We start from the raw sequence: 20452 nt of genomic DNA, 5'->3' as shown, positions 1-20452 counted from the left end.
TGAATTAAAGACACTTTTGTTTAACTTGACCGAGGTATCGAAACAAGAAGACAAAGCGCCCAACGTAGAACAAAGTGAATGCCAGCCATAAACCGTGGTTGCCCCAATATTGCACCGCAATCAATTGAGTCACTAAGAACAACACCATGGTTAGAAAGGTAGAGTTACGCACTGGTCGCGTCGTCCCTGTACCGGTAAAGATGCCGTAAAACGTAAGACCAAAACCAGCAACCAACGGGAATGCCAATAACCAAGGGCTCATGTCTAGATACAGTTCAACAAGATTTGGCAAGGTGGTAAACAACATCACCACTTGGTGTTTGAACAGCACTAACAGCAAGGTCAAGACAACAACGAACGCCGCGGTCCATTGCGTGTTTAGCTTAATCACGTTATCAAGCAATGTCGGATTCTTCTGCCCTACCGCTTTACCTGCAAAGACGCTCGACGCGTTCGCTACACCGTCGAACATGTAGCTGACGATAAAGGTCACTTGCATCATGATTGCGTTCGCAGCAAGCACATCAGAACCAAGCTGAGAGCCTACACGCGCCATCATGTTGAAGAACACCAATAGACACACAGTACGAAGCAGCAGATCCATATTGGAAGACGCAATGACTTTGAGATCTTTACGCGTCATTTTTGCGGTCTGAATGTGATCAAACAGCGGGAAGCGACAGGTTTTCAACACCAGCACCGCACCAATAACAAACGTCGAGATTTGCGCGATAAGTGTCGCCACCGCAACACCAGCAATGCCCATATCGAAGTACAACACAAAGACGATATCCAGCACGATGTTCAGCACGTTACCAAACACTTGCGTGAACAAGGTTTCTTTGGCTTTCGCCTGCCCCATCAGCCAACCAATCACGGTGTAGTTCAGCAGTACAAACGGTGCACCAAAGATCATGATATCGAAGTAAATCTTCGCGTTTTCGGCCACGACTGCATCAGGGGAGATAATCAGCTCTGCCCCCATCCAAATCACGGACTGCAACGCAATGAAAATCAAGCCAAGGCAAAGCGAAAGTACGAAAGGACGAAATAAGCTGCTCGCTTGATCTTCTGGGCTATTTTTACCTAATGCGATTGCACTTTGCCCCGTAGTACTTACGCGGAAAAAGCCAAACAACCAATACAAGGTGTTCATGATGACGGTGCCGATCGCCACACCACCAATCATCTCAGCCACACCGAGTTTACCGATCACCGCGGTGTCCACCGCCCCCAACAATGGTTGGGTAACAGTAGAAACAATGAAAGGAAATGCGATTTTAAAATAGTCTTTATGAGTCAGGGACATCTTAAATTATGAACGGGGTTAATTTTTATAAGGTCGCTATCATATGCGAATGGCGCCCGAACATGAACCAAAGTTCGCCAGCAAGGAATAGCATTGATAATTGATACAACCAGCCAACGTATTCTCATACCAAAGCTTGAAATAGGATAACGACTTATGAGAAAAGCCAAGTTAACTGCATATAAATGAGTTTCTAGTTTGGAAAGATTAGCGTTTGGTTGAGCATGGCAGATCAGAATGTATCTGCCATGTCATAACGGTAGTGATTGGTGAAAAGAGACCGTACAGATGATATTTAATGCTTGTGGGTTTCATCTGACAATGTTTAGGTCGATACCAAGCCTTATGTTCTGTAAAGCACCTTTACAACATGCCAACCGAACTTGGTTTTAACTAGATGCGGCGTTAACACTTCGCCAGAAAAGCACACTTTGTCGAATTGAGGTACCATTTGACCACGGCGGAATTCACCAAGGTCACCACCGCGTTTGCCTGACGGGCAAGTTGAATACTTCTTCGCTAATGTCTGAAACTTTGCGCCTTTTTTCAGTTGCTTGATTATGTCTTCCGCTTGCTCTTTGTGCTTCACAAGAATATGTAATGCGGCTGCTGTATTTGCCATTGATCTATCTCTCACTATTCTGGTCGCGCAAGTGTACCCAATCCTTTTTAACAGACCAAACATTTCTTAATAGTAGCTCAGTGGCAAAGGCCAAAATGCACGTGGAATATAAAATCGTCTATATAATGAGTTTAAAATACAAACAAGTTTTGCTCAGTTAATCACTATTCTCTAAAAGATTGCCTAAAAAGCTCACATTTGTCTCTCCGATGGTTGAAGCCTTCGTCTGATAAGATTAGATTAGACACAATTCGGTGGTATTTATAAGGTTATTTTCATGGCAAAAGTCGTTAGCAAAGCGAATCAGTCTCAGGGCATGTTGATGTTTAAGCTCACCCTGCAACAGAGTTTCGCTATCGGTACGCTAAAAGTCCGTGAAATCGTCCCATACATGCCAACGACGAAGATCCCTTACTCGCATCATCATGTCATTGGAACCGTTACGATACGTAACTTAACAGTACCAGTGATCGATATGTCAGCGGCTGTTGGCTTTCGTCCTATAAGTGAAGAAGAATATAAAAGCTGCTACTTGATCGTGACAGATTGCTTGCGAACCGTGGTAGCTTTTATGGTTCGTAGTATAGAGAAGATCATTGAGTGCGATTGGAAAGCTATTGAAACGCCACCTCCGAGCGCTGGAAAAAATATTTTCGTGACTGGAATTACTCGCTACGAGGATAAAACTGTTCAAATGCTGGATGTGGAACTGCTACTTTCCAAAATTTATCCGCAGTACGAGAATTCAAAGATCCCAATGCTGACAGATATTGAGCGAGAACGCCTAAAAGCACTCAGTATTCTATTGGTGGATGACTCTTCCATCGCTCGTAAACAGCTGTGTGACGCACTCGATAGCATCAATATTGGGTATCAAATCTGTAAAAATGGTTTAGATGCATTGGAACTGATGAAAAGTGACGCTGCGGCTCATCGCCCAATTGATATTCTGGTCAGCGATATTGAAATGCCCGGATTAGACGGTTATGAGTTAGCATTTGAAGTTCAGAATAATTCCTCTCTGAACCATTCATACCGCATTTTACACACATCGTTATCGAGCGAAATCTGTGTAGACAGAGCTCACCAAGTTGGCGCGCATGAGGCACTTGAGAAATTCAATGCAGGAGAACTAATCGAAGCGATGCTTCGAGGAGCAAAAGAGCTAGAAGCCAAAGCTATGACTTCTTAACTCTTATTGGGCGACTTGATTTGAGAATATAATGCAGTGCTTGTCCTATCCCTGATGCTCACATCCGCTAATTTCTCAGCTCACTTCTTTGGCATCGCGTAACTACGAGAAACGAATTCCGTCTCTTTGACTTGATGAGTATGATTAATATAAGAAGCTAGGCTGTAAAGTACATTCGCTAATAAGTTCGCGTAACGAAACAAAATAGGTGCGGGCTGCTTCTTACCTGTATGTTCAACGGCAACTAATGCTCGTACCGTTTTTTTAGCTTGGCAACGGCACAAATGCAATTGACTGGCTGCCGAGTGCCCTCCGGGTAGAACAAAGCCTTTGAAGCCGCCATCAATACGTTGCTTGAGCAAAGCATAATCGGCCTTTAACTCTTCAACTTCCGTCTCTGTAATCGCTAATTTTCCGCGAACCGAACCATTTAGATGATAAACATTAGGCTGCATTCTTGTCAGTATATCGCGGCTAAACTCGTCCAACTCCATAGCGAGAACAAGGCCAATACGACTACAAAGTTCATCTGCTGTAATTTCAAAGTCACAAACCGGACTGTCCTCGTAAATAAACGGATAGCAAATCTCGCTCAATTCCTTGCTTACAGGTTTCATGCTTTTGTTCCAATATAAAAAAGGGAGTCAGTATAACCTAACTCCCTTTAAACGTTCATTATGCCAAATGATCGACATTCATATGATCGGTTTACAATCAGGCACTTTCGACTTTCTTGTGACCTTCTTGAAGGTGAACAAAATCGACTAAATCATCACCAGACACTTGATACGCCTGACCAAAACCTTTAACAAATAGCCCCGATTCTGGCTTTAAGTTGAACAAAACGAAATCCTCTAGCTGGCTTAGACCATCAATAATCTCACCAAAACGCTCTTTCATTTGTCCAACAACTTGTTGCCACATCTCTGTGTCTCGCTCAACTACATTTGCTACCGCATCAAAAGTTAAGCGCTTACGAGCAAACAACTGCTTTGAAGACTCTTCATCTTCGATCATCATCAATGAAACATTTGGATTTTCTAAAAGGTTACGGGCATGACGAGCGATTTTAGAAATGAGAACGAAATAACCTTCCTGGTTTTGAACATAAGGCGCGTAGCTTACATTCGGGCGACCTTCTGCATCGACAGTTGCAAGCTGAAGTGTACGGCGCTCCTGACGAAACTCTTTGATCTCTGGCCCTAAACGACCTTGCAAACGCTCTTGTTTAACTTGTTGATCCATATTGATACCTGACTTTACTAATTAGTATTCGAGTTAAGCCTCGATTATGTTTGTGATTACTTTTTTAATTCGGCTTGTAGGGCGCGAAATGCGGTGACTTGATCTTCAATCAACTCGCGCTTTTCGTTACGGCCTAAATAAACCTTGAAAATATTGCTTCCGCACTCTGAGAAAAAACCAAAATAGTGACTCTCTCTACCCATAAACGGTTTACTGACTAATGCGACATTTTTAACGTTATCTAATTTAAGGTGGCCGTGCAGTTCACCTTCTCTACCCATTAAATTGTAATAGCCACGCGCCACTTTTCCTTTTGGAAACGGCGCTTTAACTTCAAAGATAGAACCAAAAGAGTGGACGATGGTCGTCACCGGGCCAAAACCAACCAAACTTTCTAAGATGCTTTGCGCTTGCTCTCCTGGTGCAATAGCCACCATTTCCTGAGGTAGAGCCGCAACAACCTCAAACTCGGAAATGCCAAGACGCTCTGCCATCGCAGCTGGCAATAATTGTGGTTCTTGCTCTAGTAATACTTCAACTTGTTGCTTGATTGATTCCATTGTGTCTTCCGTTTTTGTTCAATTTGTTTTCATTAATTATTGGATGCTTTCGGTACGGTTTCGTTCATCTCTGACGTGAGTACCTGAATACAACTTTGAGCCAATGACACAGCCCAGAAGCTGCCTGCAAGAGTAAGGACTGCGCTACGTTCATGTAGTTGTACTAAGCCTTTCGCTTGCCACACTTTAAATAGAGGCAATAAAAACCCGAACGCGTCCTCTCCCATAAATGATGGAAGTTGATTTGCTTGAACAATGCCACGGTCAAACGCAGATTTGAGTGCAGAAAAAAGTGGTTCTAGAGGGCTTTGCTTCATCATCATCGCGATGGTGCTTTGACCTTCTTTGACCGCTTTAATATAGGTCTCTAGTGTGCGGTGTTGCATCATCCCGTAGCCACCGATATTACCTCCAGCACCACAGCCAATTGGCAATACCTCTGCATAAGTCTTGGCTAAACTATTGTATAAACTACGCTCGCGGTTATCGATTGCCCAATGGTTCACACTCAGTTGCTTCATATGGTGTTTGGCCATAAAGTTCACACCGAGCTCATACATTCCCGCTTTTTCTGGTGTGGTCGCAGGTGGCGGGATTTTTCCCTTTTCTACGAGGTTGAGCATGGGAGCTGACCCGCCAACCACTAACTGATACAAATCCAGTCCGTGTGCGCCAGTCGAGAGGAAATCATTTAAATCTTGCTCTAACACTTCTTTGGTTTGATAAGGTAAGCCATAGAGTAAATCGATAATGACCGGAATTTTGTCTTCTTTGGCGATCTCGCTCACTCGTTTGAGGACATCTTCCCTATCATCTAAACGTTTTGCGCTGCGGCGCACTTGTGTATTAAAACTTTGCACACCAAAAGAGAAACGATTAAACCCACCCTCTAAAGCGCCTTGATACAACTCATCAGAAAAACGATTGATGCGACCTTCTAAGGTGATTTCGCAGTCTGCAGCCAAAGGAAAGTGGTCTCGGATAGCCTGGCCTAACACACGAACCTGTACTGGAGATAGATCCGTTGGCGTTCCGCCCCCGATATATACGGCGTGAAAAATACCATTTTGTGTCCAAGGTAATGCCGCTTTCTCTCTAAGCTCCTGCATTAATGTTTCAAAGTACTCATCAACCAGTGTGCGACTTGCAGCATTTTGAAAGAAATTACAAAAAGTGCAACGAACGCGACAAAACGGAACATGAATATAAAGACAGCGTTTATTGGTCGCTTTAATTGAGTTAGCCGTAATACTCGAAAAAATCGCCTGTTGTTGAGACGAGGGCACAGGTACGCTCGCTCCCCCGGCATGTGCAGAATGCTTCTTAACAAAAGCAAATCGCAATGGATCAGGACTATCACTGCCCAACACTGATTCATCAAGCTTATCGATATCGACGCTCATATATACTCGCTTAACTCCCATCATGTAAGGGATGGAAGCTGATCTTGAAAATTCTGCAAGAATCATAATTTGAGCGTAATGATAATGCAATTGATAATTGATCTTATTTCCATTGTAAGTAATAATCTGCCCAAGTTTTCATAGTTTCCCGAGATATTCCGTGAACGTACAAAGATATGTCATTGCAGGAGGTGCTTCCCTTGCCATCCATGCCGCACTTCTTTTTGTTTCTCAAGAGACAAAGGTGTTCGCGATGCCGGCTGGAAACCCAGCAAGTTCGGTAAGTCTAAATCTTGTGTCTGCTCCTCCAGCTGTCGAAAAATCTACACCAGAAAATGTAGCACCACCAAAAGAGCAGCAGCCTCAAGACCAACCTGAACCAGAAAAGAAGATTGTAAAAAAACAGGTCGTCAAGAAAGACGCTGTTAAGAAGAAGGTAGTAGAGAAAAAACCTGAACCGGTTAAACAATCTAAACCTAAAGCGGTCGAGCCCACCAAAACCGTAACAAAGCAAAAGGTTCAGCCCGAAGCGAAACCAAAGAAAAAAACGGAACCGGTGAAGAAAGAGACGGTAGCTCAACAATCCGCACCTGCGAGCCAATCCAAAGGGGCAACGTCTCAGCCTGTCTTGGTCGACAAACCAACGTTTGTGAGTCAACCAACACAACCCCGTTACCCAAGGTCTGCACAAAGACGCGGTATTGAAGGTGTAGCCTTGTATGAGATATGGCTAGATGAGAATGGTAACCAGATTAAACAGGTTTTGATTGAGTCTTCCGGCACAGAGTCGCTAGATGCCTCAGCACTTCGTGCGATCAAACAGTGGCAATTTACACCACATATTTCAGGTGGGCTAAAAGTCGCTCACCGAGTACAAGTACCTGTTCGTTTTAAGTTGGATGGATAATGGAACAACTACAAGAATTACAAACTCAATTTGGGCTGATGACATGGCCTTTGATCATTTGCTCAGCTCTAACCGTGATGATCATCGCCGAGCGATTATTCCATGTGTTAATTAGCCTTGGTGTAGGAAAGCGAGCCATTCGCCAAAAGCTCACAGGATTAGACCGAACAAATGGGAGCGAGCTTGAAGCACTTGCTGAAGAGTTGTCGAATAAGCGGCCGCTTCTGTACCGTGGTGTTGCGATGTTGCTTGCTCATCATTCTTTCTCGAAATCTTTAAGAGAAGATGCCGCAGGTATTTGGCTGCAAGAAAAACGCCATCAGCTGCATTCCGGCCTTCGTTTGCTGACGCTGATTGGTGTCATCAGTCCTTTAATTGGCTTGCTTGGTACGGTACTTGGCTTAATTGACATGTTTAAAGGCATCGCGGTTTCAACGGGGAATATCACTCCGAATGATTTGGCTGACGGCCTAGGTCTTGCTATGCGCACCACTGCCGCGGGTCTCATTATCGCACTTCCTGCCATTTCAGGAGCGCAGATCATTGGTTTGTGGGCGGATCGTGTAATCGCCAAGCTTGAGCACACTTTAAACTACGTCAACTTATGGCTTGAAGGTATCTCGTTACAGCATGTCTCGCCAGACCACTCAAAAGTAACACTTCGCTCTTCTGAGAAGATTGAGGCTGCAACTCAATGATTAAAACACCACAAGAAAATAGTCGTAACGGTTTAACCCCCGATTTAACACCGCTGTTAGACATTATTTTTATCGTCATGGTTTTCCTGATGTTAACCGCAGCGGTCAAACTCGATTCATTAGACGTCAATTTACCGAGCACAGAATCTCAGGCTGTTGCAGATGTCGATAAGCAATCCATCACGGTAAATATTCTTAAAGACGAGCCTTACTGGGCTATTAACGGCAAGACATACATCGATTGGGACAACTTTACCCTCGCGCTGTTAGAAGAGAGTAAATCAAGCGATAAACCAATTGTAATTGGAGCAGAAAAAACCGCGAATATTCAGTCGCTAGTACAACTTCTCGGCTTTTTACAAGAAAACGGAATTCAAGCTACTCAGTTACTCACTGAAGAGCCATCATAAAAATAAGTAAGATAGAGATCCTTTCAAAATGAAGAACACACGCATCACTATTCATGCTGTTGTCACGGCAGCTATTTCCCTACTTGCGAGTAGTCAACTTTTTGCCAATGAAACGCCATCCTCAGAGCGCGTTGTTAGCGCAGGCAGCGCCGTCACTGAACTCTTGCTTGAACTCGACGCTAAAGATAGCTTGGTTGCTATCGACGTCACCAGTCAATTACCAAAAGGAATGGAACTGCCTAAAGTGGGCTACCATCGTCGTCTTTCAGCGGAGGGGTTGCTCGCCTTACGTCCGACAAAAGTCATTGGTTCTGATGAGATGGGGCCGAAAACAACATTGAGCCAATTGAAATCGGCTGGCGTAGATGTAGAAATCGTTAATACTGATGCAAATGTCGAGGGCCTTTATCAACGTATTGATCAAATTGCGAACCTTATGGATCGCAAAGCTCAAGCTGAAAGCTTAAAGCAAGATGTCCAGGCGCAAGTACAAGCACTCAATGCAAACCAGCCTGATCAAGCAAAGAAAAAGAAAGTGCTCTTTCTGCTGATCCATGAAGGGCGACCTGCAAATGTGGCGGGCTCACAAACGACACCCGATGCAATTATTCAACTCGCCGGCGGACAAAACCCAGCCGCTACACAACTCTCGTCTTACAAGCCTCTATCCACAGAAGCGATGGTAGAGATGCAGCCTGACGTGATTCTTGTTAGTGGTCGCAGCTATGAAACGTTGGGTGGTGCCGATGCAATTTTAAAAGCAATGCCGCTTCTTGCTGCAACACCCGCTGGAAAGAACAAAGACATCATAACGATTGATGGTCATGCTCTGGTAGGTGGTTTGGGCCTTAAAAGCCTTGCAGAAGCTAAACGCTTGAATGCACTGCTTTACCCATAGAGACATGACATGTTGTTAAGACGCATCCCCCTTTCAACGACGTTATCAGTGCTTAGTGGATTTTTAGCATTTATTGCTATCGCCTCTATTACCGTTGGCCCAATGAACATTAGCTTTGCTGACAGTTTGCGTAGCCTAACGGGAGGCAGTTCTGATCTCGCTCCTCACATTCAGTTGGTCATTAACGAAATCCGATTGCCTCGCACCATTTTGTGTATGTTCATCGGCGCCATTTTAGCAATTTGTGGTGTGGTTATGCAGGGCTTGTTCCGTAACCCATTAGCCGAGCCTGGTATCATTGGTGTGTCTGCTGGCGCTGCTCTTGGTGGTGCATTCGCTATTGTTGTATTTGCTGAATTTAGCCAAAACTATCCGCAACTAATGAACTTAGCGGCTCTGCCTCTTTTTGCTTTCCTTGGCGGTGCACTAACGACTATTCTCGTTTATAAACTCGGCACAAGTAAGTTTGGTACCTCAGTTACAATTATGTTGTTAGCCGGCGTTGCCATCAGCGCGCTCTCGGGGGCTGCGATTGGCTACATGAACTTTATCGCAGATGATCAGATGCTGCGAGATTTGACGCTTTGGTCGATGGGCTCATTAGCTGGTGCAAATTGGTCAGGGATTGCTCTATCTGCTATAACACTCGTCATCCTATTGCTCTGGTTTCAGAAGAAGTCGATGGCGCTGAATGCTCTGTTGTTAGGGGAATCAGAAGCAAGACACTTAGGAGTTCCGGTTCAAAAACTCAAACGTCAGCTTATTTTACTTTCTGCACTGGGTGTTGGTATTACGGTGAGCATCAGTGGTGCAATTGGCTTTATTGGGCTCGTGATTCCACACTTAGGGCGCATGCTCGCTGGGCCTGACCATCGAACGCTATTACCAATATCTGCCTTAATGGGAGCTCTGCTTCTTACTGCCGCAGATATGTTTGCTCGTGTTGCCGTGGCACCAGCTGAATTACCAGTTGGAATCGTGACCGCATTGATTGGCGCGCCCTTTTTCATCTACTTATTGTTCCAGCAAAAAGGGAAGATTTTGTAATGAACCAGATCGTTTTATCGGGGAAAAACATTTCGATGACATATGGCAACCGTGTGGTGCTCGATGACATCAACATTGATATCCGAGCTGGTGAAGTGACCGCCCTACTCGGCCCCAATGGCGCAGGTAAAAGTACTTTACTCAAGCTTCTATGCGGTGAGATCTCTTCGAATCATCACATCACCTACTTCGGTAAACAAAAGCATGATTGGGAGCCTGAAAAAAGCGCCAAACATATTGCAATGCTCCCGCAGCACAGCACCTTAACCTTCCCATTTCTAGCCAGAGAAGTAGTAGAGCTGGGGGCAATACCGCTATCACTGTCCAATAAAGAAACCACTAAACTGGCTTTACATTACATGGAACAAACCGACGTATTGCATTTAGCAGAAAGCCTGTACCCGTCTTTATCTGGTGGAGAAAAGCAACGACTGCATCTAGCACGAGTGATGACACAACTACATCAATCTGGCGAAAAACGAATCTTAATGCTTGATGAACCTACCTCAGCGTTGGATCTCGCCCATCAACACAACACGTTAAAAATTGCTCGTGAAACGGCAAAAGCACAGAACGCTGCGGTGGTTGTGGTGTTACATGACTTGAATCTAGCCTCTCAGTACGCAGACCGCCTTGTACTCTTGCATAACGGGAAACTAGTTTGTGATGACACGCCATGGAATGCACTAACGTCAGAGCGCATTGAGCAAGTTTATGGCTATCGATCTATTGTGACAAAACATCCGACGCTAGACTTCCCTCAAGTGCATGCCGCAGCATAAAGCGTATCTCCTCTAAGCCGTCTCTAAAACACTTTGATACGACAAAGGCCCGCAATATGAGAATTGCGGGCCTTTGCTTTGATAGTGGCAGAATTTGGGGCTTTAAAGGCTATTACTTGCTCATTTGGATCAATGATCGACCAATCAACCACTCAAGCTCTTTGTCACCACCCGCACCAAACTGGCTTTCAACCATTTTGTATAAGCGGTCAATACCATTAGCAGCAAATTCTTGCGCATTTTCAGCGGTGACAATGTGATGGAATAGCAGTCGTAAAATCGCGAGAAACTCAGCATCTTCCAGCGCTTTAATCCAACTTTGTGAAAATGCATTTAATCCTTTATCAAACTCTAAGTGTTCAATAAACATTTTAAAGATACGGCCATCCAGTGCGGCGGTGAAGTCCGTTTTCTTAGGGAAGTGATGGCTAATACCGGTACGCGATATACCTGTCTGCTGGCTTAGCGTCGTGTACGACATTTTGTCGTAACCTAATCTGAGTAGCTGATCAATAACGGCATCCATGATCTTTTGGATAGTGATTTCGGTATCTTCTTTACTACGCTTTGGCATATTTTAAGCTCTTCTCTTTGTAAATCCATCTAACTCACTATTAAATGAGGCCAGAATGAAATCATTCTTAGCATTATACCCGGCTCGCCGATGCGGTTCGATTAGCGAAAACCTAGAAATCAGGTTGCTAAGCACTGCACTTGAAAGCGCTTTGGGTATATGTATTGCGACTATTTAATATCATGTCGAGTTCCAAACCATAACGTCTTTACACTGCGTAATGTGTAATTTTCAGTTATGTTTTTGTCAATACATGCTACTCAAAATAAGGCGAAAAGTTAGTCTCATCAAAACCTTGCGCCAATTATTCATCGAAACTATTCAAAGACCAAGAATGATAATTATTAAAAATAATCAATCAAGAAATAGTCTTATAAATTAACCATTAGTTCAACTGGACTGAGCAAAATCTCGTCACTATGTTCGTTAATTGATTTTAAATGTTGATATATATCACATTAACGTTCTTGATGATTTAGTAATCCAATCTTTAACCCTTACTTAACAAGTGCCTACTCTGTTCCTTTTTTACGCAAAAGTCGTCATTTTTGTAGATACAGATCAAATACCTGATAGAATACCCTTAGTATTTACAAGAGGATTCGTTATGAGTGTCGAATTAGAAAAAAACCAAGTATGTGAGGCCTGCGGCTGTGCTGGCGAGATAGGCTTTATCATCAAAGAAGGTGACGAAGTTGCCGACGTAACGGTTTTCGCACAGACAAAAACAGAGCTAGAGTCTGAACTACAAAAATACATCGAGCTCGCTAAATCAGTATGTGCTGATGTTGAATACAATGTTTCAGAAATAACCGAAGAATCTAACCAAGCGACGGCTCGATTCAAATTTGAAGTAAGTGCTGAAAAACTTATCTTTGAATTAAAAACTCGCTCACTCGCGCGTTAATGAAAAAAGCGAGCATGATGCTCGCTTTTTATTTTTCCAATCTCTTAATCTTAAACCGCTCTAAATGAAACAGACAACTTCGGCGCGTTTATTTATCTTTTTTGAACACGGCCCACTTTAACGAGCCATTGGTTTCAAAATCGTTCTCAGCGGTACACATCAGTAATACGCCTTCAACATTAATCACGGCCCCTGTGGTGTAGGCTTTATCATCGTAGTAACAGATACGCTGACCTACCTTACCGTCAGCAACTATTAGCGCTTTGTTTTCTGGTGTACTGTATGATTTAGCAAAAACGGAACCCGACAGCAGTACTGCAAAAACACCAGCGGTAAAAATAGATACACTTTTTAACTTCATGAAAATCTCCCTCAAACCTCAATAATACTAACAAGGACCCTTGTGAAGTTCTTGGAAGAATCTCATATTATTCAAATATCTACTGATATTTTTCTCACCTCTACACTTGGGTCTGCTTCACATTCAATCATTTAATTTATCTAATTTTAGTAAGCTTGAAGTTACTTAGCTCAGTAAAGAAGCGCACTTTTAACGTGTATCTCTAATTTGAATATTTAAGTTATGAATCAAAAACTGTGAGCAAAAAATGCATAATAGGTTTATTTAAGTATAAGATAAGCACCTGTTGATCTCGGTATTTAACTAACTCTTTGACTATGCGTTTTGTTTCCCTATGCCTTACTTCAATCCTACTCTGCTCGTCTCCTTTGGCATATGAGCTAGATTACTATTCTAAGTTTGGTCACATCGATAATTACGGCAATCTTGATCTTAGAAACAAGCCTTACACCCAACTACCCTCTGGCCTAGTGGTAAAGGGCAACTTAAACATCTCACAAACCCCTATCAAAACCTTGCCTAAAGGGCTTGATGTCGAAGGCAGTCTGGAAGCAACTAACAGCGCACTCAAAGTTATTCGCTCAGGAACAAAGATAAAAGGCTATGCAAACCTACTAGGTAGTAAGATCGAAAACTGGCCTAAAGGCATCAAACTAGGCGGTTACCTAAATCTGACAGATACACCGTTAAAAGCGCTTCCAGCTAAACTTCGAGTAAAAGGTGATCTAAGTGTTATTCGCACTCCCATTTCTGAACTTCCTGAAGGATTGGTGGTTGATGGTAATCTTTATATTGGAGGATCAGCGCTGAAAGTATTTCCAGACACAATGACGGTGAAAAGGAATATCTATTTAGGTGGTAACAGGATCACCAAATGGCCTAGCAATTTAACCCTTGGTGGCGCCGTCGCACCTTAAAGAGCAGATAAACAAAAGCCCCGTCAGACCGAGGCTTTAAGGCATTCTGAATCAACGAGTTCAGTGACGAAGATTACTCTTGGTTATTCACAGGATTAGCATAGCTCGCCACCAAATAAGGTCTTGCGCCTTCAGGTAGCTGATCCAACTTATCCGCGAGATGACGCTTAACCGCTTCCGTAATGATGCTCGAATCTTCATGCCCAGCAGCTAACAAGTTGATTGGGTACAATTTGTAGTTGTTGTGAATTTGGCGGTCGATTTCACCAGCAAGAGATTCCGGCGTTTCAAACTCTTGCTCAATCACATCACCAAACGCAACATGTACACGGCCTTTATAGCCAACGATACCTTGAATGATGCTTTCGATATCTTCAAATTCGCCTTTTTCATAGCGGCCATTTTCTGCTTTTTCGTACAGCTCTTTTGCTTTGGCAATGTCACATGGATCATTTTCATAGGCAATCGAGACAGGAACGATTTTCAGAGAACGCGTGTACTCACCAAAGCTGATCTTTTGTTTACGACCTTCAACATGGAACATTTTTAAAATCGCAGGATCAGTAAAGTCGTTTCCATCTTTAGCACGACCTTCCTTTTGGGCAATCCAAATTGAATTGCCAGTATCAAGCGAATGTTTGATATAGCTTGACAGTTGTCCCAATGCTTTCATCATTTCTCTAGGCGCCTTAGCAGAGCGCTTAACGATGAAGCTCTTATTGAGTCGCATCAATTCTGTCGCACATGGCTTCTTCAGCAGGTTATCGCCAATCGCTATACGAACTGTACGGTGCCCACTTTGGTACAAGCCATAATTTACGAGCGCAGGGTCCATCGCAATATCACGGTGGTTAGAAACGAATAGGTATGACGTGTTTTTATCCAGCTTATCCAAACCAGAAAAAGTGACGCCATCCGTTGTCTTATTCAATGTATCTTTCAGGTACTTCTTCACTTCAATCTGAATTGCTTCGACAGAATCAAGCTTGCTCCACTTGGCTTTCAGGTAGATGCGCAGGATCGGGCTCATTAGCGTTTTGAACCACGCTGCTTTATTAGCAAAGCGATGTTCTAGGATAGCAGTGATAAATTCATCATCTTGGATTAGACGATCCAGCGCTGCTGGAATTTCTTCGTCGTTGTAAGGACGAATTTCAATATAAGGATCGGTATTGGCTGTCATTGTTCATTACATATCAAAAAAAGCTGGCACATTTTACGCATAGTTTTGCTGACAAGCAGCATTTCAACCCATACTTTTAACATGGTCATACCAGTTAAGCCACCATTTATCATGCTAAAAAATTCTCTCTGCAGGTTGGAATCGTATGGGTTTAACGTTACCCTTAGCGCCAAAAAACACTGGTACTCATAATGAACTACGCAATTGAATTTCACGACGCTAAATACCCCTTTCTTGATGTAGCTGCGCGTAAAAAAGCATTGAAGCACAGTCTACTGTCTGTCATCGAAGGGTTAGCCGTCATTAAATTGGGTAAGCAGGAGTATGCCATTGAACCAGGCCAATATTTTTGGATTCCTCAAGGATGTTTGAGCTCCCTCACCTTTTTACCTAATTCTCGTGTATATCGTTGTGATTTTTCTGTGCGTTTAAATGACGACTTCTCACAACAGGCGGGCTTTGTGAAGCCTTCACCGCTACTAAAAGCGCTCGTCGAGAAGCTAGCAACAACTGCCGAACGCTCGGATCTGCAAACCGATCTACTGACAGTAGTAAGACATGAAGTATTGACGCTGTCTCCTAAACTAGCGCACTCAACGTTAACGAGAACCATCAATCAATGGACTCCTGGCTGTGACATGAATATTTCTAAAGAGCTTTGCTTGGTACTAACACTACGTGAAGCAAGAAAAATGAAACTGTCGGGGAAGAAGGAAGAGCAAATTGTTGACTCTCTTTTTGCTGGTAACACCGAAGAATATGAACAGCTTTGCTTTTTAGTCTTTGGAGAAGCGCTATAACTTGCTCTTTAACAAGCTACGTTTTCAGCATTACGTAGAGTTACGGATACAGAAAGTAGAGATTCAAGTAAAAACAAAAAGGGCGTACATTGATAATGTACGCCCTTTTTTCATTTGCTTGAGATGTCTAGAAAGGTACTTCTATCTGCATCATCCAGTCAGCGTCATAATATTCGTGCCAACGATAATCAAACCGCATTCTTGGCTGTCCGTCTGATTTATCACCAAAACCGACGCTGAACATCAACCCGTGACTACGAAGCCACTCTTCTGTATCCATTTTACTCTCTTCGTCTCGGAGCTCTTCCGGCATCCAAAAACCAAGACCAAAGTAATTCTTTTCTAAGTTTTGAGTTAGAAGTGGGGTGTCTTCCGGCTTAATCGCCCACTCCTCCCAATAGTTTTCTGTTGGTCCTTCAAGCTTCGCTTCCGCTGCATACCAAATCAATGCTTCAGTACTTAACACGCCGATGGAATCTAAAATTTCTTCACAGATTGGAAGCGTGTTATCTTCAAACACCACGGAACGATCAGAAAAATAGTTACACGCGGAATGAGCTTGTGTCACCACAAGCAGCGCACATGCACTAAATAAAACGACTCTGACCATGAAAATCTGACCTCTCAGTTCCCAGACAATGTTTCTCTGTATAAGCCTTTACTAAGTAATAAATCACTTACGGAAGGTGTTGTATAGGCGCCGATCTCTTCACCCTCGGCCAATGCTTTGCGAATATCTGTGCTTCTGACTTTTACTTTTTCAGGACATGCCATAACAGTCCAACGTTCCGTAATCTCTTCAGCTCTACTAAATTTAGCAAATTTGAAGAAATTATCAGGACCAATGACAAAAGTTATATCGGCAGATGGGTAGATTTCTTGAATTTTTTCTAACAACGCATAGGTCGTCACACTTTGTCCAGGTTGGTATAAAGCTTGCTCCGCATCAGAACGCTGAACATTAGAAAGCCCCATATCCTTGATGAACACATCAACCATTTTGCACCGAGTTGGGTAATCAAGCATGTTCTTGCCCCAAGCATGTGCAATGCTTGGCTCAAGTAGCACGAGATCAAAGTGGCTCAAAGACTCAATAACACTTTTATGCCCTAAACTAGGTGGGTTAAATGCACTACCAAAAATGGCGATTTTTTTCATATCCGGTGATTACCTGGTTGAAGAGAGTTTTCTAATCTGATGATTTCGGTATGATACTACTAATCTTTACAGCTTTTGACCCTAAAGTCGCGTTTAATGAGCCTCAACTGTATGGTTTATCACCATTTGAGCAAATGCGCTTTAGAGTCTGAAATATTTGCAGGAAAAGGAACCCTAAATGGAACAATCCATCCGTGACGAAATGCGCGTACTCCCTTCAATTGATCCGCATTTTGAAATTGAACGCCGTGTCGCTTTTATTAAGCGTAAATTGCAAGAAGCGGGCTGTAAGTCTCTTGTTCTTGGCATCAGCGGTGGCGTTGACTCAACGACATGTGGTCGTTTAGCTCAGTTGGCTGTAGACCAACTAAACGAAGAAGCGGGCAACAATAGCTACCAATTTATCGCAGTTCGTCTGCCTTACGGGGAGCAAAAAGATGAAGATGAGGCTCAGCTCGCTCTGTCTTTTATCCAGCCAACCCATTCTGTATCGGTGAACATCAAAGCAGGTGTTGACGGGCTTCATTCGGCTTCTCACGTTGCATTAGAAGGCACAGACCTTCTACCAACTGATGCAGCAAAAGTCGACTTCGTAAAAGGCAATGTAAAAGCGCGTGCTCGCATGGTTGCTCAATACGAGATCGCGGGCTACGTAGGCGGCCTTGTTCTTGGTACTGATCACTCAGCAGAAAACATCACTGGTTTCTACACTAAATTTGGTGATGGCGCTTGTGACATGGCACCATTGTTCGGATTAAGTAAACGCCAAGTTCGTGAAGTGGCTGCTACATTGGGTGCACCTGAGCAACTAGTGAAGAAAGTGCCAACAGCAGACTTAGAAGAGCTTGCTCCACAAAAAGCAGATGAAGATGCCCTAAGCTTAACTTACGAGCAAATCGACGATTTCTTAGAGGGCAAACCCGTTCCACAGCAAGTAAGTGACCGTCTGGTAGCGATTTACAAAGCAACGCAGCACAAACGCCAGCCAATCCCGACGATTTACGACTAAGCGATATTTTCAGCTCTCTTTAAAACTCAAAACGCTGCTAAAAATAGCAGCGTTTTTTTGTCGAAGGACAAAGACGTTCTCGCCTAGTTGGTTACTGTTACGTCCGTCTCTGGCACAGCACAACACGCCAATACGGTTCCCATTGCACGTTCCTCATCAGTCAACGCGGGCACGTCCGGATGATGTACTTGACCCGACGTAAGCTGAACCTTACACGCGCCGCATAAGCCAGCACGACAGCTATTGCTAACAACCTTCCCAGCATCCTCGAGCTGATCTAACAACGTTTTTTGGTTGTTGCCTACGACTTTAGTTCCATTAAAGTCAATAGCGAGACTTTTCTCTGGCTTTGACGTAAGAGAAGAAACTCCAAACGCTTCTTGATGGTAGTTTTCTTCTGGCAGCCCTTTTCTTAGCAGGAGATTTTTCGCTTTCTCCATAAAACCATCAGGACCACACACAAACACTTGGCGCTGTTCAACATCTTTGATTTGCTTAATGTGTGACAAACTTAAACGCCCTTTTAACCCAAACCAATCAACGGCAGGCTGCGTTAAACAGACTTTTACTTCTAGCCCTGGGTGCTCACGCTTTAACTGCTCCAACTCTGAGCGACACGGAATATCATTTTCGGTCCGACATTGATGGTAGAAAACCACGTTCTCCAACTGATTATGATCCGCTAAGTAACGCACCATTGATAACATTGGTGTTACTCCGCTACCCGCAGAGAGTAACAGCAGAGGCTGCGCTTCATGCGTTTTAAGGTGGAACTGACCGTCAGGTTGTTCTGCCTCTAAAACATCACCGACTTGTAAGTTGTCTAAGAGTGAGTTAGAGACTCTTCCGCCCGCGATACGCTTTACAGAAATAGCATAACGACCCGGACGAGAAGGACTGGATGATAAGGTATAGCGTCGACCCACTTTCTTACTATCAATATTCACCTCTATTGGCAGGTGTTGTCCTGGCAAGTAATTAGGCAACGAACCTTTGTTTGGCTCTAACCATAAGGTCACAAAGTCTTGGGCAATTTCTTCACGCTCAACACATGTAAGCTTCATGCGCACTGGCGAGTTATCTGCGTAAAACTCCGGCTCTTTGTACTCCAATACTTCAACTTTATCGCCTTGACGAATAATGCCTTCATTTCGCGCGACAAGATTCTGGCCAAAGAACACACCACCGACATCGTTTGCACGGAACTGTTGCAAGGTTTTGAGCGGCTCTTTGCTCTCACGGAATGTGCCTCTTTGGGTATTCACCGTAGTCAGGATACAGCGCTCGCAAGGTTTGAGAGACTCAAACTCTACCTCACCGATTCGTATGCGCTTCCATGAATCTTCTTCAAATGGCTTAGTATCAGAGACAACTAAGTTAGTACGAAACTGATCCATTGAGTGCAGCTCTGAACTTCTTCGATTCAGCTCATCAAGTGAAGCTTGGCTGATCACTAAAACCGGATAACCATCAGCAAAACTGACGTTTTGACCTAGCTTTTCACGGACACGATTCGATTGCTCACCACTAAATAACAACTCAACGCGCTGCCCCAAAACACGACTAAACCAGTCATCTGCATCATCTGTCGTGGTATAGGCAGTAAATGTATCTTTCCAAACCGTTGCAGGTGTCTCCTGCATTTTGAAATCTTGGTAACGGATTTTAAGTGGCTCCATACCCAAACTACTAAACACCACTCCATCGGACAATAAGGCAGACTTAATGGTTACCATTTGCGGATACTTTCGCGCAGTGATCATCGAGCCATCAGCTTTCGCAATCATAAAGCGACGATCGAAGCTCAATCCTTGCTTCTCAACCCATACGGACGACAGCGATAATCCGCCAACTGACTTAACCGGAAAAACATTAATTTGGGATAAAACGGGTTGCGACATTGCCTTCTTCCTACGGGTGTTTTTTATTTGTTGCGGTATTGTATACTCAAATCACATTAAGTTGCAGAGTCTACTGCCTCTTCATCCATCGCAACTTTCTCGAAACCATATTCTTATAAATTTGGTTTTAGTGACAAGTATTTACTACACTCAACATTCGCGTTTTTTAACACCGTTCTGACCAAATACCGTTTGATAAAGTGTGATACGACACACATAATTCACCCAAGTTATCACTACTCCCATTTATCGATTTGGAGCTTAATTATGGATACAAGAAAACTGGTTCTGATTTTGTTATGTATCTTTCTTCCGCCTGTCGCGGTGTTTATGGAGAAAGGTCTAAATAAAGACTTTTTGATTAATCTAATATTGACGTGTTTCTTCTTTCTACCAGGTACGATCCACGCGCTTTGGTTAACAATGAAGTAACCACTTACACTCTCACTCTTTATAAAATTGAAAAATGGGATGAAATATGAGGGCAATTCCTCTATCATCCTGTCGCCTAAGCGCAAGCGTTTGCTCAAAAGCAAATACGGCGCTTAGGCTCCAATCAGACAACTTTT

General features: G+C 43.5%; 24 protein-coding genes. 12 read left to right on the top strand and 12 right to left on the bottom strand.

Annotation, left to right across the window (positions count from 1 at the left end; all coding sequences use genetic code 11):
- Positions 1-4 precede the first annotated feature (4 nt).
- Together R8N49_RS00435 and ppiC are read right to left on the bottom strand one after the other, a co-directional pair.
- Entirely contained in the window at positions 5-1309 is a 1305-nt protein-coding gene (locus R8N49_RS00435; RefSeq protein WP_161441156.1) for an MATE family efflux transporter, read from the bottom strand.
- A 343-nt stretch (positions 1310-1652) separates the two neighbouring features.
- Entirely contained in the window at positions 1653-1994 is a 342-nt protein-coding gene (ppiC, locus tag R8N49_RS00430) for a peptidylprolyl isomerase PpiC (protein ID WP_080276970.1), read from the bottom strand.
- 214 nt (positions 1995-2208) lie between these two features.
- On the opposite strand from ppiC, the gene R8N49_RS00425 reads away from it, so the two are divergent.
- Positions 2209-3123 carry a chemotaxis protein gene (locus tag R8N49_RS00425; protein ID WP_005385059.1) on the top strand — a complete coding sequence of 305 codons (915 nt, stop codon included), beginning with the start codon at positions 2209-2211 and terminating at the stop codon, positions 3121-3123.
- Between the two features lie 80 nt (positions 3124-3203).
- Here R8N49_RS00425 and R8N49_RS00420 read toward each other — a convergent pair whose 3' ends face one another.
- The 4 genes from R8N49_RS00420 to hutW all read right to left on the bottom strand — a co-directional run bounded on the left by R8N49_RS00420 (position 3204) and on the right by hutW (position 6331).
- Entirely contained in the window at positions 3204-3740 is a 537-nt protein-coding gene (locus R8N49_RS00420) for an ATP:cob(I)alamin adenosyltransferase (RefSeq protein WP_186585151.1), read from the bottom strand.
- Positions 3741-3837: 97 nt separating this feature from the next.
- Complete coding sequence (gene hutZ, locus R8N49_RS00415) at positions 3838-4368, bottom strand: heme utilization protein HutZ (protein WP_005375331.1); 531 nt, start codon at positions 4366-4368, stop codon at positions 3838-3840.
- Positions 4369-4424: 56 nt separating this feature from the next.
- The gene (hutX, locus tag R8N49_RS00410; protein ID WP_186585149.1) at positions 4425-4928 is read right to left on the bottom strand and encodes a heme utilization cystosolic carrier protein HutX; all 504 of its coding nucleotides are present in this window, start codon (positions 4926-4928) and stop codon (positions 4425-4427) included.
- A 32-nt stretch (positions 4929-4960) separates the two neighbouring features.
- Positions 4961-6331 (bottom strand): heme anaerobic degradation radical SAM methyltransferase ChuW/HutW, encoded by a 1371-nt coding sequence (gene hutW / locus R8N49_RS00405; RefSeq protein ID WP_186585147.1) that lies wholly within the window; start codon positions 6329-6331, stop codon positions 4961-4963.
- Positions 6332-6491: 160 nt separating this feature from the next.
- Here hutW and R8N49_RS00400 point away from each other — a divergent pair, with 160 nt between their 5' ends.
- From R8N49_RS00400 to R8N49_RS00375, 6 genes are read left to right on the top strand one after another with little or no spacing between them, the layout of a single operon-like run.
- On the top strand, positions 6492-7238 hold the full coding sequence (locus tag R8N49_RS00400; RefSeq protein WP_064354554.1) for an energy transducer TonB: 747 nt from the start codon (positions 6492-6494) through the stop codon (positions 7236-7238).
- Positions 7238-7936 (top strand): MotA/TolQ/ExbB proton channel family protein, encoded by a 699-nt coding sequence (locus tag R8N49_RS00395; RefSeq protein WP_186585145.1) that lies wholly within the window; start codon positions 7238-7240, stop codon positions 7934-7936. Before R8N49_RS00400 ends, R8N49_RS00395 begins: the two co-directional genes overlap by 1 nt.
- The gene (locus tag R8N49_RS00390; protein ID WP_005375322.1) at positions 7933-8346 is read left to right on the top strand and encodes an ExbD/TolR family protein; all 414 of its coding nucleotides are present in this window, start codon (positions 7933-7935) and stop codon (positions 8344-8346) included. The genes R8N49_RS00395 and R8N49_RS00390 overlap by 4 nt, the downstream gene beginning before the upstream one ends.
- Positions 8347-8374: 28 nt before the next feature.
- Positions 8375-9244, top strand: a complete 870-nt coding sequence (locus tag R8N49_RS00385) for a heme/hemin ABC transporter substrate-binding protein (protein WP_005375320.1) — start codon at positions 8375-8377, stop codon at positions 9242-9244.
- A gap of 9 nt (positions 9245-9253) precedes the next feature.
- Positions 9254-10291: a FecCD family ABC transporter permease gene (locus R8N49_RS00380; RefSeq protein WP_053350537.1), complete on the top strand. Its 1038-nt coding sequence runs from the start codon at positions 9254-9256 to the stop codon at positions 10289-10291.
- Positions 10291-11073, top strand: a complete 783-nt coding sequence (locus R8N49_RS00375; RefSeq protein ID WP_005385036.1) for a heme ABC transporter ATP-binding protein — start codon at positions 10291-10293, stop codon at positions 11071-11073. Before R8N49_RS00380 ends, R8N49_RS00375 begins: the two co-directional genes overlap by 1 nt.
- Before the next feature lie 112 nt (positions 11074-11185).
- Here the strand turns inward: R8N49_RS00375 and R8N49_RS00370 are convergent, their stop codons facing one another.
- Positions 11186-11647, bottom strand: a complete 462-nt coding sequence (locus tag R8N49_RS00370) for a TetR/AcrR family transcriptional regulator (RefSeq protein WP_005385033.1) — start codon at positions 11645-11647, stop codon at positions 11186-11188.
- A gap of 607 nt (positions 11648-12254) precedes the next feature.
- Here R8N49_RS00370 and R8N49_RS00365 point away from each other — a divergent pair.
- Positions 12255-12554: a YfcZ/YiiS family protein gene (locus tag R8N49_RS00365; protein ID WP_005375307.1), complete on the top strand. Its 300-nt coding sequence runs from the start codon at positions 12255-12257 to the stop codon at positions 12552-12554.
- Positions 12555-12642: 88 nt separating this feature from the next.
- Here R8N49_RS00365 and R8N49_RS00360 read toward each other — a convergent pair whose 3' ends face one another.
- The gene (locus R8N49_RS00360; protein WP_053307874.1) at positions 12643-12915 is read right to left on the bottom strand and encodes a YnjH family protein; all 273 of its coding nucleotides are present in this window, start codon (positions 12913-12915) and stop codon (positions 12643-12645) included.
- 317 nt (positions 12916-13232) lie between these two features.
- Between R8N49_RS00360 and R8N49_RS00355 the strand changes: the two genes are divergently transcribed.
- Entirely contained in the window at positions 13233-13832 is a 600-nt protein-coding gene (locus R8N49_RS00355) for a hypothetical protein (protein ID WP_042521566.1), read from the top strand.
- A gap of 73 nt (positions 13833-13905) precedes the next feature.
- Here R8N49_RS00355 and R8N49_RS00350 read toward each other — a convergent pair whose 3' ends face one another.
- A complete protein-coding gene (locus R8N49_RS00350; RefSeq protein ID WP_005385027.1) occupies positions 13906-15015 on the bottom strand; it encodes a 1-acyl-sn-glycerol-3-phosphate acyltransferase in 1110 nt (369 codons plus the stop codon).
- Positions 15016-15206: 191 nt separating this feature from the next.
- Between R8N49_RS00350 and R8N49_RS00345 the strand changes: the two genes are divergently transcribed.
- Positions 15207-15815, top strand: coding sequence for a hypothetical protein (locus R8N49_RS00345; protein WP_005375302.1), 609 nt, complete (start codon positions 15207-15209; stop codon positions 15813-15815).
- A gap of 127 nt (positions 15816-15942) precedes the next feature.
- Here the strand turns inward: R8N49_RS00345 and R8N49_RS00340 are convergent, their stop codons facing one another.
- Together R8N49_RS00340 and R8N49_RS00335 are read right to left on the bottom strand one after the other, a co-directional pair.
- Entirely contained in the window at positions 15943-16425 is a 483-nt protein-coding gene (locus R8N49_RS00340; protein WP_017635276.1) for a hypothetical protein, read from the bottom strand.
- A gap of 14 nt (positions 16426-16439) precedes the next feature.
- On the bottom strand, positions 16440-16973 hold the full coding sequence (locus tag R8N49_RS00335; protein WP_042521568.1) for a nicotinate-nicotinamide nucleotide adenylyltransferase: 534 nt from the start codon (positions 16971-16973) through the stop codon (positions 16440-16442).
- 178 nt (positions 16974-17151) lie between these two features.
- Here R8N49_RS00335 and nadE point away from each other — a divergent pair, with 178 nt between their 5' ends.
- Complete coding sequence (gene nadE / locus R8N49_RS00330; protein ID WP_005375299.1) at positions 17152-17982, top strand: ammonia-dependent NAD(+) synthetase; 831 nt, start codon at positions 17152-17154, stop codon at positions 17980-17982.
- 83 nt (positions 17983-18065) lie between these two features.
- On the opposite strand, the gene R8N49_RS00325 is transcribed toward nadE, so the two are convergent.
- Entirely contained in the window at positions 18066-19883 is a 1818-nt protein-coding gene (locus tag R8N49_RS00325) for a hybrid-cluster NAD(P)-dependent oxidoreductase (RefSeq protein WP_064354885.1), read from the bottom strand.
- A gap of 267 nt (positions 19884-20150) precedes the next feature.
- Here R8N49_RS00325 and R8N49_RS00320 point away from each other — a divergent pair, with 267 nt between their 5' ends.
- Positions 20151-20315 (top strand): YqaE/Pmp3 family membrane protein, encoded by a 165-nt coding sequence (locus tag R8N49_RS00320; protein ID WP_005375297.1) that lies wholly within the window; start codon positions 20151-20153, stop codon positions 20313-20315.
- Positions 20316-20452: the final 137 nt, after the last annotated feature.

It is taken from the genome of Vibrio sp. 1978, assembly GCF_033344345.1.
The sequence above is the reverse complement of the archived record's forward strand: the minus strand, read 5'-3'. Positions and strand labels throughout refer to the sequence as shown.

Excerpts from the sequence above, each read along its gene's own strand:
- R8N49_RS00435 (WP_161441156.1), bottom strand. The coding sequence starts at position 1,309 with ATGTCCCTGACTCATAAAGACTATTTTAAAATCGCATTTCCTTTCATT.
- ppiC (WP_080276970.1), bottom strand. The coding sequence starts at position 1,994 with ATGTTTGGTCTGTTAAAAAGGATTGGGTACACTTGCGCGACCAGAATA.
- R8N49_RS00425 (WP_005385059.1), top strand. The coding sequence starts at position 2,209 with ATGGCAAAAGTCGTTAGCAAAGCGAATCAGTCTCAGGGCATGTTGATG.
- R8N49_RS00420 (WP_186585151.1), bottom strand. The coding sequence starts at position 3,740 with ATGAAACCTGTAAGCAAGGAATTGAGCGAGATTTGCTATCCGTTTATT.
- hutZ (WP_005375331.1), bottom strand. The coding sequence starts at position 4,368 with ATGGATCAACAAGTTAAACAAGAGCGTTTGCAAGGTCGTTTAGGGCCA.
- hutX (WP_186585149.1), bottom strand. The coding sequence starts at position 4,928 with ATGGAATCAATCAAGCAACAAGTTGAAGTATTACTAGAGCAAGAACCA.
- hutW (WP_186585147.1), bottom strand. The coding sequence starts at position 6,331 with ATGAGCGTCGATATCGATAAGCTTGATGAATCAGTGTTGGGCAGTGAT.
- R8N49_RS00395 (WP_186585145.1), top strand. The coding sequence starts at position 7,238 with ATGGAACAACTACAAGAATTACAAACTCAATTTGGGCTGATGACATGG.
- R8N49_RS00390 (WP_005375322.1), top strand. The coding sequence starts at position 7,933 with ATGATTAAAACACCACAAGAAAATAGTCGTAACGGTTTAACCCCCGAT.
- R8N49_RS00385 (WP_005375320.1), top strand. The coding sequence starts at position 8,375 with ATGAAGAACACACGCATCACTATTCATGCTGTTGTCACGGCAGCTATT.
- R8N49_RS00380 (WP_053350537.1), top strand. The coding sequence starts at position 9,254 with ATGTTGTTAAGACGCATCCCCCTTTCAACGACGTTATCAGTGCTTAGT.
- R8N49_RS00375 (WP_005385036.1), top strand. The coding sequence starts at position 10,291 with ATGAACCAGATCGTTTTATCGGGGAAAAACATTTCGATGACATATGGC.
- R8N49_RS00370 (WP_005385033.1), bottom strand. The coding sequence starts at position 11,647 with ATGCCAAAGCGTAGTAAAGAAGATACCGAAATCACTATCCAAAAGATC.
- R8N49_RS00365 (WP_005375307.1), top strand. The coding sequence starts at position 12,255 with ATGAGTGTCGAATTAGAAAAAAACCAAGTATGTGAGGCCTGCGGCTGT.
- R8N49_RS00360 (WP_053307874.1), bottom strand. The coding sequence starts at position 12,915 with ATGAAGTTAAAAAGTGTATCTATTTTTACCGCTGGTGTTTTTGCAGTA.
- R8N49_RS00355 (WP_042521566.1), top strand. The coding sequence starts at position 13,233 with ATGCGTTTTGTTTCCCTATGCCTTACTTCAATCCTACTCTGCTCGTCT.
- R8N49_RS00350 (WP_005385027.1), bottom strand. The coding sequence starts at position 15,015 with ATGACAGCCAATACCGATCCTTATATTGAAATTCGTCCTTACAACGAC.
- R8N49_RS00345 (WP_005375302.1), top strand. The coding sequence starts at position 15,207 with ATGAACTACGCAATTGAATTTCACGACGCTAAATACCCCTTTCTTGAT.
- R8N49_RS00340 (WP_017635276.1), bottom strand. The coding sequence starts at position 16,425 with ATGGTCAGAGTCGTTTTATTTAGTGCATGTGCGCTGCTTGTGGTGACA.
- R8N49_RS00335 (WP_042521568.1), bottom strand. The coding sequence starts at position 16,973 with ATGAAAAAAATCGCCATTTTTGGTAGTGCATTTAACCCACCTAGTTTA.
- nadE (WP_005375299.1), top strand. The coding sequence starts at position 17,152 with ATGGAACAATCCATCCGTGACGAAATGCGCGTACTCCCTTCAATTGAT.
- R8N49_RS00325 (WP_064354885.1), bottom strand. The coding sequence starts at position 19,883 with ATGTCGCAACCCGTTTTATCCCAAATTAATGTTTTTCCGGTTAAGTCA.
- R8N49_RS00320 (WP_005375297.1), top strand. The coding sequence starts at position 20,151 with ATGGATACAAGAAAACTGGTTCTGATTTTGTTATGTATCTTTCTTCCG.